The 14,249-nt window shown below is 44.2% G+C and carries 12 protein-coding genes; 9 read left to right on the forward strand and 3 right to left on the reverse strand.

Features of this window, described 5'->3' with window-relative positions; genetic code table 11:
- The first annotated feature begins 983 nt into the window (after window positions 1-983).
- Complete coding sequence (locus tag AB4263_RS10590) at window positions 984-2,042, forward strand: replication initiation protein (RefSeq protein WP_372098184.1); 1,059 nt, start codon at window positions 984-986, stop codon at window positions 2,040-2,042.
- A 133-nt stretch (window positions 2,043-2,175) separates the two neighbouring features.
- On the opposite strand, the gene AB4263_RS10595 is transcribed toward AB4263_RS10590, so the two are convergent.
- Window positions 2,176-2,493 carry a helix-turn-helix domain-containing protein gene (locus AB4263_RS10595; protein ID WP_102333858.1) on the reverse strand — a complete coding sequence of 106 codons (318 nt, stop codon included), beginning with the start codon at window positions 2,491-2,493 and terminating at the stop codon, window positions 2,176-2,178.
- 828 nt (window positions 2,494-3,321) lie between these two features.
- On the opposite strand from AB4263_RS10595, the gene mobH reads away from it, so the two are divergent.
- The 7 genes from mobH to AB4263_RS10630 all read left to right on the forward strand — a co-directional run bounded on the left by mobH (window position 3,322) and on the right by AB4263_RS10630 (window position 12,055).
- Window positions 3,322-5,232 (forward strand): MobH family relaxase, encoded by a 1,911-nt coding sequence (gene mobH, locus AB4263_RS10600; protein ID WP_198595633.1) that lies wholly within the window; start codon window positions 3,322-3,324, stop codon window positions 5,230-5,232.
- Complete coding sequence (locus tag AB4263_RS10605; protein ID WP_372098185.1) at window positions 5,229-5,765, forward strand: STY4526/YPO1902 family pathogenicity island replication protein; 537 nt, start codon at window positions 5,229-5,231, stop codon at window positions 5,763-5,765. Before mobH ends, AB4263_RS10605 begins: the two co-directional genes overlap by 4 nt.
- On the forward strand, window positions 5,755-6,414 hold the full coding sequence (locus AB4263_RS10610; RefSeq protein ID WP_102300425.1) for a PFL_4669 family integrating conjugative element protein: 660 nt from the start codon (window positions 5,755-5,757) through the stop codon (window positions 6,412-6,414). Before AB4263_RS10605 ends, AB4263_RS10610 begins: the two co-directional genes overlap by 11 nt.
- Window positions 6,407-7,549 (forward strand): hypothetical protein, encoded by a 1,143-nt coding sequence (locus tag AB4263_RS10615; RefSeq protein WP_102300426.1) that lies wholly within the window; start codon window positions 6,407-6,409, stop codon window positions 7,547-7,549. Before AB4263_RS10610 ends, AB4263_RS10615 begins: the two co-directional genes overlap by 8 nt.
- A gap of 855 nt (window positions 7,550-8,404) precedes the next feature.
- Complete coding sequence (locus AB4263_RS10620; RefSeq protein ID WP_102333113.1) at window positions 8,405-11,050, forward strand: DUF2235 domain-containing protein; 2,646 nt, start codon at window positions 8,405-8,407, stop codon at window positions 11,048-11,050.
- Entirely contained in the window at window positions 11,043-11,627 is a 585-nt protein-coding gene (locus AB4263_RS10625) for a hypothetical protein (RefSeq protein ID WP_102333118.1), read from the forward strand. The genes AB4263_RS10620 and AB4263_RS10625 overlap by 8 nt, the downstream gene beginning before the upstream one ends.
- 209 nt (window positions 11,628-11,836) lie before the next feature.
- Window positions 11,837-12,055, forward strand: a complete 219-nt coding sequence (locus AB4263_RS10630; protein WP_102333112.1) for a hypothetical protein — start codon at window positions 11,837-11,839, stop codon at window positions 12,053-12,055.
- 30 nt (window positions 12,056-12,085) lie between these two features.
- On the opposite strand, the gene AB4263_RS10635 is transcribed toward AB4263_RS10630, so the two are convergent.
- Entirely contained in the window at window positions 12,086-12,427 is a 342-nt protein-coding gene (locus AB4263_RS10635; RefSeq protein ID WP_102333111.1) for a DUF723 domain-containing protein, read from the reverse strand.
- Entirely contained in the window at window positions 12,421-13,059 is a 639-nt protein-coding gene (locus AB4263_RS10640) for a recombinase family protein (RefSeq protein WP_019821554.1), read from the reverse strand. Before AB4263_RS10640 ends, AB4263_RS10635 begins: the two co-directional genes overlap by 7 nt.
- A 221-nt stretch (window positions 13,060-13,280) precedes the next feature.
- On the opposite strand from AB4263_RS10640, the gene AB4263_RS10645 reads away from it, so the two are divergent.
- Complete coding sequence (locus AB4263_RS10645; protein WP_102333110.1) at window positions 13,281-14,171, forward strand: FitA-like ribbon-helix-helix domain-containing protein; 891 nt, start codon at window positions 13,281-13,283, stop codon at window positions 14,169-14,171.
- Window positions 14,172-14,249 lie beyond the last annotated feature (78 nt).

The raw sequence follows: 14,249 nt of genomic DNA on the forward strand, positions 1-14,249 counted from the left end.
AATACAACTACAAAAAATTAGTATACCTAAAGAGCTGTTTGTGAGCTCACTTAACAATATGAATCTCAGTAGTTTTTTTCTCATGGATGTATAAATCATCGGAAAGTTGTATTTTTTTTTATTATTATTAAGTTGTGTATAAAGTGTAAATCTCGAACGAGCGTAGCAAGAGAGAGATATACACTTTATGCACGACCTTCCTATAAAACACCTCTAATTATTAAACCTATGGATCACCTATAAGATCACCTATGGATCACCTATAAAGCCTATAAGATCCTATAAGGTTGTTTTAAAACATCTCTAGCCCTTGATATGCAAGGGCTGTTACATTTTCATAACATATTTAAATTATGCTAAATCGGATTAGTTGATCGTTTTGTCGGATTGATAAAAGTGTTATACGACCAAAATAAGCAAAATCAGATAGAAATAAGTGGACTCCTACCAAAATAAGTCGTTCGGATTGAAATAATAAGGTTCGGAAAAAACCAAGGCTTTCAGATTATTTTAATGCCTGAATGACCAGAATAAGCAATTCGGAGTCAAATAAGTCAACCTCGGATTTGTTTAATGCTTTTGAATCCAAAATAAGCACTTCAGACTTGTTGAATGCTTAATATCAATGGTTTATAACTTTTCCTTGTACTGATTGGTTTTTTTGGGACAAAATTAATGCTATTTCGGATGGAATTAAGCGATTCGGATAGCAGTAATGCTTTAAGCATTAGGTAATGATATCTTACTGATTAAATAATGCTGAATTTGTGATTTGAGCTAAATAGTTCTGTTAGTCATGTGATCAAAGCCCAAAAAACACTTAGTAAATATGAGTTGAATGCTAAATATGACAAGGTGTATGCTATTCTGAGATTAGTTGAATGCTTAAAGCACATCAACTAATCTCAGAATTACTGTAAGTTATGTTTCCCTCAAACACTGAAAATGGATGGTTTGGGGAATTGAAAGGATAGGTCAAACCCATGGCAACGAATAACATAAAAGAAGAACATGATGCTTATCATTTAAAATCCCACTCGCTAATTTATGCATCAACGGACCTTACATCTAAGATGATGGATATTTTCGCTTTGATGCTAACGCGTATGAGAGAGTGTGATTGGGAAGATGAAAATGGTCATGAAGTTGTTCCTGATTATACATTTAGTTCAAATGAGCTTTGTGAGTTTTTCCAAGTTGAAAAGAAACAACTATACGCTGCTCTTCAACGTCCATCGCAAGGTTTGGCGCAAAGAGAGATAGGTATAGAAGAAAACGGACAGTTTATTTACCGTCCTATCTTATCGGAAATCAGATACTCTGGCGGTACGCTCACCATCACGCCTAATGGCAAGTTGCGTAAAACCTATATTATTAACGCTTCTGATAACGGTCACGCGAAAATCGACAATAAGTTTTTCAAAGCATTGAGAAACCCGAACACTAAGAAGGTATTTGAATTTCTATCGCGTTATCGTTACGACAAAGAAATGTACCACCTTAAAATTTCCAAACTGCAAACTATGTTTGGCGTTTTTGGTAAGAATGGCGAAGTTAGAAAAAAGTCTTACGAACTGCAGTCAGCTTTTATCTATAAGGTTATAGAGCCTTCATTGATGGAGATAGCTAATTCCATTGAGGCCAAGGGTAAACTTGAAGTATTAACCCAAAATGGTCGTTTAGGGTACGAGATTATTGAGAAACCTAACAATGAGTCTTTAATTAAATTCAATGTTCGTTGGCTCAACCAAGTGCCGAAAGATAAAGTGAAGGAAGCGACTAAAAAGGTTCTAGAGCTTATGCAAGAAGTTAACGTAGCCAGTAAGTCCGGTAATAAAGTTGAACTGGATGTGTTAATTAAATTGGAGAAAAACCTTCGATTAATCGGTAGAGATGAGCAAGCCGATGCGATACGACTTAAAGTTTCAGAGCGTAAGGAACAAATGGCGATAGATCGAGATCGTAAAGCTAAGGAAGCAGAAGACAATGAAATGTCGAAAGTAGACGAGTTGTTAGCTAAAGGTTTCTTGGATTCTCTTTGATTATCAATAACCAGTCCAAACACAGCTGGTTATTGATAGTTTTTCTGTATCATCCCACACAAGCATGGTCCATATATCTTTCAGTTTCTTTGCTTCCTAACGTAGTCAGCTCAGTAATGACCTACTTCACAAATTAACCTTTTATTTGTCTTAAAATATTTTCTATATCTTCGATAATCATCATATCTCTACTTTCTAAAAGAAGAACCTCTTGGATAATAGTTAGTTTTCTATGAGGTAAATCAGACGTAGAAGAATAAAAGAATTCCTGTTCACTAACCCCTAGTTCTTTACATAATTTAGATAAATTTTCTTTTGAGATCTGTCCTGTTTTTCGCCACTTTCCAACGCTAACTCGATTTACATCTAAACGTCTTGCAATTTCTGAATCACTGAGCCCTGAACTATCTATGTATAGTGCTAGCTTTTGTTTGAATTGATCAGTAGTCATTTTATTTAATTCTATTTATTCCGTTCCCCTAAATTTTAGCGAATATAAAAAAATTAAGTAATTGAACCCTTAGGGTTACAGTGTTACCTTTTGGTTTCTGGCTCTTTAAAAACCCACTCATGCACTACACCCCGACACCAAATTTAGTGCGCGCATCCCACTGCGCACTATTGCGAGCCCCTAATGCTCTGGGGCTCGCACCTTATTCTTGTGCTCTTATGTGACAATAGTTCCAATTCAAACATTTACCTAATGCCAATGAAGAGGGACGTCTTTCCCCTCTGTGATGCTTAGTCAATCGCCTATTGGTCAAGATGATCAGTACTCATCACCACATCAATACTGAATCAACAAACGGTGTCCTGCCTTCTCAGCCTTCCTTCAAGGACTTGATCTCTCTGTTCAATTTTTATAGAGTTGCTCCGTCTGCCAATGCGCAGTCAAGCACACGGGGTTAACCCCCCTTAAATGGCTCTCTGAAACGTGTCGCGGCTTTTTCCAAGTTCAAACGGAAAAAGTGAAAGCATACTTAACTGCCCTTAGCCTACATTGCTTTGGTGCTATCAAACCCGACGAGCCTCGCGCTCGACTTAGCGTCATGCACTAACTGTGCTGTGTCGCCTACCAATATTCAGAGTACAGGGCTCTCTCGCCTTGATTTTTTCGTCTCTGTTACTTTTATTTCGTGCATGAAATGGGTTCAAACCTAGGGGTCAGTGTTTTTGCCTCAAACGGTTTTTGATCGGTATTGTATGCAACGAAATGTTTGTGGTACTGTTTTTATATACAGTATTTTTTGGTTTTGATAGCTCAGAAGGTAGGTTAAGGATGTTTCAATCAATTAAACGGTTCATTGATTGGCTTTACGCAGATGAACAACATAATCAATCCGATGTATCTCCCTCTGGTGCGCTGAGCGCTCCAGAGGGCTTTGTGCTGCCTGCCACTCGGGCTGAGCTTGAACACGACGAGATTATCCAGGACAAACTCCGCGTCTTAAAACGCAGCGGCCTTGCGCTGCCGTTTGAGGTGTGGCCTGAGTTTGTCGTCGATACGGTCGTGAACTACGCCATGTGGTGTCAAGATATCCCTGCATCAGAAAATTATCACCACACCGGTAAACGCGGTTTACTGCTTCACAGCCTCGATGTGGCCATTTACGCGATGCGTCTGCGCCGCAATGCGATATTACCACCCAACACCCCACCCGAAGAGGTTATCCACCGTGAAATTGTGTGGGTCTATGGCGTGTTTTTGTGCGCGCTGCTGCACGACTCAGGCAAGATCAATGATGTAGACATCGAGTTGCATCAAGAAAGCGGGGAGGGGGAGCGTTGGAGTCCAGTGATGGGCGCCATCACCAGACCGTACCGCTGCCGATACCACAAAGCACGCCAGTATTCGACGCACCAATATATGGGCCATACCCTACTGACTCAATTGCTCAGTTCTGACGCAATGCTGGCTATCTCCAGCGACAAAGCCTTGTTTCACACCATGGTTGAATATCTATCAGGTCATAAAAACCCCGACAATGTCATTGAGCAAATCGTGACGCAAGCGGACGCGGCCAGCGTCGCGCAAGACTTGGGCGCCGACAAAGAGGGGATCAATCTCGCCGCTGAGCAAGCGCGCGGGGCGACGGTGTCCCTGGCGGGACAACTCAAGCTGACTTTATCGCACCTTCTGCAAAGCGCGACCCTCCCACTGAACAAAAAAGGCGCCGAAGGTTTTGTGGAGGGGGATCTCCTTTACTTGATGAGTAAGCCCATTGCTGACCGTCTACGCAGCACGCTGCTTGAGCGTGGCATCACCTCTGTCCCTTCGGACAATTCCCGTCTGTTTAACGAGCTGCAGCAACACCAACTTATTCGTCCGAATGCCGATGACCTGGCGATTTGGAAGTGTGAGGTGCTGCTCTCTGAGTTTGACTGGCGCCAAACCTTTACCTTTATCTGTGTGCATTGGCCGACATTCGCCCCAGAAGCAGAGCTGGAGAGCCTGGTGGGACACATTCTTCCTGTTGAGGTAGACGTTGAGGGAGAAGCGACACCTGCTCAACCTCAGTCAATCGTGTCTGTGAATGAAGATGCACCTATGGCAGACACCACTCATCTTGAAGCGCCACCCAACCATGACGCCATCAGTGATGACCTCATGGCTTTCATGCAGCCAGCTATGACGCAGACTACATCGCCCATCGAGCAAGAGGATGAAGACCCAGAAGCGACAACTTCAGCGGCAATAGAGCCCGCTGCGCCGATGGATGAGGTCGAAGCCGCGTTGGAAGCGTTAAACGCTGAGCCTGTCTCTGTGCCTGAGTCCAGTGAGCCTCACGCTCTCATGCAGAAGATTGATTTGAGAGAGACCAACGGCGAAGACTTGGGCCGTGCTTTCTATGAATGGTTAGATTCAGTCCTTAAAGGCGGCGTGCACCCGGTGAATCGTCAAGACGCGTTATTCCATCGCCTTGAACAAGGTCTGTTTGTGGTCTCGCCTGGCGCCTTTCGTACCTTCATCGATGAGCGTTGCCAATACGCCAAAGCCAACAGTTACAGCGAAGTACAACAAGGGTTGCAACCTCTAAAGCGTCATATCGTCACGAAAGAGGCGCGCAACGTACATAAAGCGCGCATTCAAGATTCTAACCAAGCGCTGAACGGCTTTTTGTTTCCTTTGACCGAAGCGTGGGAAACTCGCTACGCGGTCAATCCACTTGTGATGTTGGAGGGGGTATGAGCATGAAAAAATACGATCTTACCAGTGAAGTGTGCCATGTCATGATCACCAAACTGGCTTACTTGGCCGTCTCTGGTCAAGAGGAGGTGCTAAAAGCCATTGGAGTGAGTGATGCGCAGATTTCTAGATTAGAGCGCCTTTCGTATCGCGAGCTGGATGGTTGGATTAGACAGCGCAAAGGCGCACTTGATATCACACCGTTGATGCAGGCGTTATTTTCTGATGCAGAGCCGCCAGAAGAGCATAAAACGTTTTTATTACATGGTGCGAACAACAAAATGATGATGCATTTTTTCGGGGTTCGAGCCGAAGAGTGCTGTGCCTTTCGAGATAAATTATCCATTGATAAATCATATCGAGGTCGAAGCATCTCCCATAAACAACACAGTGCCGTATGCAAAGCGCTGATGGAGCAAGGGGATTACCGTCAAATCAGTGCAGAGGCACTGTTGCAGATAGCGAGGACGTACCAAGTCAGTTTGGGCGCGTTATGGAAAGAATTAGAAAAGTGGGATAAAGAGCATGAGCAATAAAAAGCAGCAAAGCAACAAAATGGGTGGTTTGATGGCCAGCGCCGAGGTGCAATTGCACAGCGTCGAAACCGTCAAACTGTGGAATCCATCGAAACGGAGCAAAGCCCCCGGTGTTGGGTTGTTTTTTCAACGTCTCTCGACACTGGAGCATGCGGCGCGCCATGACGATCCCTACGCGGATTTTGCCTTGCTTGAAATCGAGCGTGCTATCAACGCGGCGTTTGCTTTGTGCCAATCCACGCTCGATGTACTGCCTAAGCGCAATAGCTCTCGCATTTTGTATCATGAAACCTTGAGCCGCGCGCCGGTGAAAAAGTCGGTATCGGTCAAGACGCGCTTTGGTTGGCGCCTGCTGGCATTGTTAGAGCAATTTGATATTGCGATGGTGCAACTGTCAGATGCGCACTTTAAAGCGCAGATGGCCCGCAGTGAATTTGAACAACATCGCCTTGCGTGCTTAAAAGCCCTGCGTGGGATCATTTCAATGAGCGTCACCTTTCAGCATTCGGGGGTGACCCGACAAGATGTGACGGACAACAATGCAAAAGCGCAAGCCGCTCAGGCTAAGCTCGGTGCTATCCCTTTTGAAGTCCTTGAAGGGGTCGAGCGTGCGGAGTTTGCGCCTGTGATTAAGGTCTCTCATGGCTAAACGAACCGTGTTTCAGGGGGCGCCAGAGCCCCTAACGGCTAAGCCAAGCACGATCTCTTTTGCGGTGGAGCAAGGCGCGCCTTATCACCCCGATGAAGCGTATCAAGTCTTGTCGGGCGAAAGACCCGCGTCAGAGGAAGAGCAAACGCTGCAAGATAAGGCAAACGAGTATGAAGCGCAGCGATATGTACGCGAAAGTAAGCGTTCACGAAAGCGCTCTGAGTTTTTGGTTGAACTTGAAAAAGCCAAACAAACTCCTATGGGGAAGGCCACCCAACCGCTCTCGGATTATGAAGCGGCCTTGGTTGCGTTTCATCATCGCCCTGAGTATGCGCTTGAGCGCTGGAAGAAAAGTGGCCAACCGCCTAAGCTCCCAGCGGGTCTAGCGGATGTCTTTCGTGCGGTGTTAAAACACGGCGCTCGGGCTAACGGTGGGCTCTACTACCAATTGCAACGTCAAGGCAGCACGGTGTTGTATCGTAAAGACGCGGCGCAAACCTTCGATCACTTAGTGCTCTATATGATTTGCAACACTTGTCTCAGCACGCGTTCGTTCTCACTGAGAGGCACACAGTCACAGATTGGCGAAGTGATTGGTAAAAGTCAATCCACGGTCTCTCGTTGGTTCTCCTTACTGATCCAGTGTGGGTTGCTTCGTCATGCCTTTATTGGGGATAACCTGGCGACCGACCCACGTGGTGGCCTGGTGCATGATAAAAGTGATGGGCAAAAGCGCAATCTCAACAACGTTTATGTCTTAACGGATGACTTCGGGACTTTAGTTGGCGGAGAAACCGCTGGAAAGAAACTTTGCCAAGAATTTGAAGCGGAGGATAAGCTTGCGATTCAAGAGGGGGCAGGGAGCCTACCGGCGCGCTTGGCCATACTGCGTAATACCCTATGGGAAGGCACCATTGAGCGTCGTAACCAGGCGATTGGGGCAGCCAGTACCAAACAGAAAGTTCAACAAACCAATGATCGCTCACGAGCGCTGAGCCTCGTTGTTAAAAAAATGCTCGATGAAGGGTTAGACAGAATACTGAGTAAGCAAGAGTTCGAGGTGACTGCGAATACCCGCCTTAAACATTTGGGCTTCTCTCCTACCGCTTCACCGCCCGAGACCATCGCGGCTTAATCTTCCTACTTTTTCATCTTTTTGCTTCTTCGAAGCGGCTTTAGTACATCCCTCTGCCCACTTAATTTGACCTTCATCACGCTCTATTAGTTAGACTTTACCTCTATTGTTTCTCTTTTCGACTGATTTTCAGTCTGCGGTGGATAAAATTCTCTTATGGGGAGCGTTTTGCTGGCTTTGTACGTTATCCACACAAAATGGATACTAACTATTGAGATATATAGATACTACGGTGGTGAAAAGTAGATACCCCATTTTATTACTTAAATTCGATACTTTTCTTTCTATTACTAATTTTAAAAATCTGTGGATAGAGTGGATAAACCAAAGTGCCTTAAAGTACCTCCCATTCTTATCGTATCAAGTTCCTCGATAACCTCACCTGCAGAAGATATCACGATAAGAACGGGCCCCACTTCCACTGACCATCCGGTAGCGCAGCGATATACCCCGAACGCACGTCAATATCACCGTCTTATCTTACTCGCTGCGCTCGCGCATTCTGGCAAGGCGAGGGGGCAAGATTTAAGCCATAGTGACTGACTGTTCGACCTTTTTTGTGAAAAGTGCGGAGATCAATATTTTTTCGCTTTGCTCGTTCTGTATGTCGTCGCGCGCTCCTCCATGGCCTGATGGCGGTGAGTCAAGGTGGGGGGAATCTTCGAGTCGGTGATATAAGATGATAGGGTATCGTCTAAGTCAGCGATAAGTCCCACATAAGCCGTTCAAGGCACCTTTGTGTCATTCCGTCATAATGACAGGGAATAACGGCACACACACACCCTATTATTCAGTAAGATACGTTTATTTATTCACCAATAATCAAACGTGCTTTTTGCAGAGGAATAGGGTGTCATGAGTATATCGGATATCAAAGTGGTCGAGTTTCATCAAAAGCAAGGTGGTCAGTCTATCGCTGCCGATGAGCTAACAAGCTACTTGATTGACAGCGGTTCAATATCTAAATTTCATGATGCGCTGCCTGATGAGTTGCAACGAACACTTGCTCCTTTAGTAGGCCAAAGCCGAAATGCTTATTTCAACGCCTTAAAGCTCCAATTGAAATCAGAACGGTGGGTGGCGGTGAGATCGTCGTCTGCGGTATCAGACTCTTCTTATAAAAGTGCGTATTACCCACCAGTGCAACCAGAGCCTAAACTCGCAAGCGTCCAAACCACCGTCAGTAATACAGAAGAAGACCAAAGACCGGATCTTGAATACGCTTTTGAGCTCTCTTGCTCTCAGTCGTCTTTTAAAGCCCATGTTGGATGGGATGTGGCGTTAGCTAAAACGAGTACGTCACCGATGCATTCTCGTTGGAACGAGCAAGAAAACGAACACAGCATTCAATTGGTGGCCAACATAAAAGAGGATGCGCCAAGGACGCTTGCATTGTCATCGAGAGGCACATCAGTCCCCCTTTTCATCCCTAACGTCTTAGCTAAGCCTAAAGGGACGAACGCACTCAATGAAGCCTTCCTCGCAGTAATGCCGGCTGTACAATTTGGTGAGCGACTAGGGCTTGCCACTCAAGGATATTATTACCACTTTAGTGAAGGCAAGCTCGTTCAAGAGTACAAAATTATCGGTAATGGTAATTGTCGGTTCTGCCTGACCTATTCGGATGAACTCACTCTTAGCGATGAGCTTCGTCCTACCGCTTGGCAAAGTGCGATACCGATTCAATGGCGTATCGATAATCAGGTATTGGACAACCAGCACTTACTCTATCTACCTCGTAAGTTGACACAAGATGAATTTTCTACGGTGAACCCAGCGTGGCTCAATGAGCAAGGACTTGCGTTGAATATTTCAGAACTTGTGGATGTAGGACAAGGTAAGGAAACCCCAAATGAACGATATCATGCCCCACTGAATTGCCATTACTCACACCCTGGCCGTTTATTACATGGGACAGAGATTGTCGCCATTAATAGTCCCAGTATCGTTGCCAAAGGTATACCGGTCGTCAACCTTCGGCCTGAAAAGCTCTTTCGCGTCGGCGTGTTTTTTGATGGCACGGGGGCCAACGACAAGAATGATGCTTACAAAGAATTGCGTGGTAATAAATCTCGCAGTAATGTGGCGCGTTTGTTTGCGGCTTATCCACAAATTCAAGGTAAATCAGCAAAAATTTATGTATCCGGTGTCGGCACTGTCGACATTGAAGACGACAGTCAGCGCCCTGCCATCATCGATGCAGCCAAAGATGAAACAGGTCCCGAGCAGGCGTTTGGAGTGAGTGCACCGCGTGCGTTTGATGGAGACTTTGCTGATGCTATTGCGGGTATTAGCGGCAAAGTCTTACTCAACTATGTGGACGGTGAAAATGGTGCATTTTACAAATGGCAGAGTTTACTTAATCAGTTGCGTAGAGAGATTGATCTAATGGGCGACAAGTATGATGAGTTTACTCACATCATTTTCGATGTTATCGGTTTTAGCCGAGGTGCGGCATTGTCTCGTCATTTTGTTAATGCCCTGTATCAGGGTTTACCCGATTACCATAGACCAGTCACAGGTAAGCAAGCGGATGTTACGATTTATCCTCATCTACTGGGTAATGAAACCAACAAAAAGTTTTCAGAAGAAGGTGGTTATGAACGCGATGATACGAAAGGCGTCAGTGTAAGGTTCTTGGGGTTATTTGATACCGTAGGGTCGTTTTACTTAGCGGGGAATAACGATGAAGGTAATTTTCAGTTGGGCCTAGAGCCGACCATGGCCACCACGGTCTTGCAGTTGGTTGCTGAGCATGAGTATCGGAAAAACTTCCCATTAACGTCACTGAGTCGTGATAATTGGTTACCCGATAATTTCTACCAAGAACACTTCCCTGGATGCCATACCGATGTGGGAGGCGGTTACCCTTCAATTGAGCAATATGAGAAAGAAGGACTTCCTGACTATGTGGGCTTTCCGGTGAGCAGTACCTACAACCGTAACGAGATAAAATCAGAAATCATTGATATCGTGCACGCTAATTTTGCATATCCAGGGGGAAGTTCAGATAAGGCTGCGATGATAGAGCGTACTCGCCAAGTTAAAGACGCTGAATGGAAAAAGACATGCCGACAACGGTTTGGCCATTACGGTGAGGTAAAAGAAAAAGACAACACGCTCTATTTTTATCACTTTAAACCCGTGAGTAATGCGATAGCAGGGCTAGCCCTCGAACGCATGAAGCAACAAGCTCAAAACGCAGGGATTGAGTGGATCGATCGGGCGTATGTTGAAAACCTAACTCCTGACTATGTCACCGATGAGCTCTGCCAGTCTTTATGGGATGAATTATCAACCAAGCCATTGGGGGAGTTAACCAGCGAAGATTGGAAGACTACGCTTCAACCAACGCTTATCTTTGACAACTATATCCACCGCTCTCATGATACGGTGATAAATCTCCCATATAAGACGGTCAAGGAAACGCTTATAAACAGCATTACAACCGATGAAAAAACAGAGAAAACACCAGAGCGGAGAATTTGGGACAATGCCTAAGTACGTAATAGCGACACTCCTCATTGCAATGGTCGCCTTGAGTGGCTGTCAAGAAGAGCAGCCATTAATAAAATCAACCATCGGTAACGCAGGAAGCCTTAGTGATTTCTATATTATGAGTGACGTGTCTATTCAAACTACAGGAGGCGGTTGGACCGGCTTTAGTTATGGAGCCGTCAATGGCTATCCTGGAGCCAGTGCCGACATCGGAAAAATGGGCGTCCCATCACACATCAAAGGGATGTGGAGTAAAGGCTGGAATTATGATGATGAACTAGTCTACTACCGTATTGATGCACCGATTGACGCTGAATTAGCCGAGAAGAAAATGCGTACTTTGCAGAATTACTATGAATATTACAAACCTACATATGGCTCAATGCAGGTGATCGTAGATGAAGAGCGTATCCAAGTCATGTACACGTTCGCTTGTGTATCTAGGACTCGAGATTGTGCGCCAGAGGAAGGAAGTGATCCTAATGGTTGGGTCGAAAGATCTCCGCAAAATGGGGTAACAGAAGTGGTTGTTTTGTTTGATGGTAAAGGTGAGTCTTCCCCAGTACCATTCGAAGACTAATTAATTTGAGTACGGCCTAAAATCTCAGTGCTATCAGCTAAGGGGCGTTGTTATTACAGCAGCCCTTTTTGCATGAAATTTTTGATAGGGTATTTTAGCTACAAATTTTTAGTCAAACATATTGACGAGATAGTTTCCATTAGTCAAAATACTTTACTAAAATAAGTACTTTGGTCAAACATTTTGACTAATAATTTCGGAGATATCTCATGGGTTTTGTACCAGACTATAAGCTCTCAGAACTCAGTAAAATGGCTGGGTTTGATACCGTTGACGAATTGGCTAGGTACGCATCTACAACGCGCCAGAACCTAGATAATTGGAACAAGTCCCAATCAAAACAGAGTTTTCTTCGAGTTGTGATCATGGGAGCCAAGGTTTTGAAGGCTCAAGACCTTAAGCGCCGAGCAACGATACCTAACAAATAACAAACATCCCCCTATCTAGGTGGTCACTCGTTAATCAAACACCTTCAGCAATAGGTGGTTATATTGTTTCGTCCCTCCACGAACGTTGAAGTTATCCGTCCCACACCCCCTGATTTCATTCTTATCATTGGCTTTTTGTGGTGTACGTTTTGCCTTCTGTGCACGACTGCAAAGCGGGCAACCGATTTTTTTTACCGTGGCCAGAAAGTTATTGGGTGTTGTATGGAAGGCGCCGTGCTCTGGGCATAATATTTCGACAGGAGTAGTCCGGTTGACATACTTCATTTTCGTATAGTCGTACCGCTCACCGTACTTTAGTTTTGCTTTTTGGATAAAGTGATTGGCTCGTTCTTGTCGTGATGGTTTTAACATAGTGTATTGTTATTTTTTATTAATTTAGAAACTTTGGAAATCGTGTGTCTGGAGCAGCCTATAAGCGTTTCAATCTGGCTGTAGCTTTTGCCTTCTCGAAGTAGGCCCTCTATCTTTTGGTGCAATTTGACATTAACCGGTCGACCTTTGTATTTCCCTTCTTTTTTCGCTCTTTGTACGCCTTGCGCTTGGCGTCGACGTCTATCTTCATAATCTTTTCTTGCGACAGCGGCCAGCATATCGAGCATCATGCTGTTGAGTGCTGCAAGCATTCGTTCTGTAAACTCATCGGTGGTCTTCATGAACTGATGACTCGTCGGTAGGTCTAATGCCACCACCTTTAGCCCTTTATTGGCGATGATGTTTTTCAGTTGCTCCCAATCTTTGGTGTTCAAACGACTTATTCGGTCTACTTGCTCAACTAGGATGATATCACCGGCCATGGCGACATCGAGCAGGCGAAATAACTCAGGACGATGTAATTGAGCGCCAGATTCATTTTCTTCAAACCAGCACGCGATCGGGAATCCCATTTTGTCTGCAAAGTCAATAAGGTCATTTTTTGCTCGCGAGGCATCTTGTTCATCGGTCGATGCTCTTAGGTAACCATAAATTCGTATATTGCTGTTCATTGGTGCATTTTACATTGGTTTAGTTAAGTTGGTGCATTATACATCTATTTTTGCTATTTACAGCACTAAAATAGCCCAGTGCATTAAAGGTGTACCTAAAATGAACTAATGTTGTTTTGTATTTATTGTGTGATGTTTATAGTGATTTTCAGACTACGAACTTGAGTGAGTGCGTTATGATGTCAAAATGAAGGCATCAGTTTTATTTGAGGGAAAAAACTATGTTTGGTCGATTAACTATTCGAAACTTAAAAGTCGAAATTGTAGAACGTCTAAATGAACTAGCTTCTATTAATGAGCGCTCAGTGGAAGCGGAAGTTAGGTATGCGCTTGCTAAATGGACGGAACTTAATGGCTCAGAAGCTAGTGTGGATGAGTATTATCGTGGGGAAATAAGTGAGAGGTTGTCTTTTTTGATTCAACAAAAAAATGGTGCTCTTAATTTCGAATTGAAAGCCTCACATGTGGCTGAAAAATTGGGTTTTGCAAAGGGCTCTATTGTTGAACAGTGGGCTCAGGGGGAGGTTGAACCTACTTTTGAACAGCTTGATGCATTAGCTGACTACTTTTCTGCTGATCCAAAATGGTTGAAACATGGTGATGGATCTCCATTTGATAAAACTTACATTCGTATTCCAGAGAAGCCGAAAGAAGCCATCGATTGGTTACTTAAGAAGGAACGATATGATGATTTAATCAACATTGCTTTTATTCGGGATTTTTCTGGATGTATATATGTAGTGAAAATTTATGAGAATCAGCGTTCAATTGTTTATTACACTCCTTATATACTCGATGGCTCAGTTGGTAACGGTGGCTTTAACTCTTTGTGCGAGTTGTTTGTCTTTTGGGAGCAGCTTTACAAAGAATATACAAGCTCTCAAGGTTCTACCAGTTTAAGTGCTTCTAACATTATGATTAAGAGCTATATATTTGATGAATTGGATAGTCAAGAGTTGGAAAAAGGGAATATAGACCCCCTAGCTTTAATAAAAAAACAAACTGATAGTTCATGGTGGGAGGATGTCTGGGATAAAGGTGATTCTCGATTACGAGAATACTGGTCAGGGTGTCGAGAGTTGTGTATTAAAGTTAATGAACACAGAAGATAAGCAATTGTTGAATTTTGATCAAGGCTCTATGCTTTGCGATTCACAGCCTCACTAAAATCATCAATATTTCAGTGAGGC

The organism is Vibrio sp. 10N.261.55.C5 (genome assembly GCF_041470505.1).
Classification (GTDB): Bacteria; Pseudomonadota; Gammaproteobacteria; order Enterobacterales; family Vibrionaceae; genus Vibrio; species Vibrio crassostreae_C.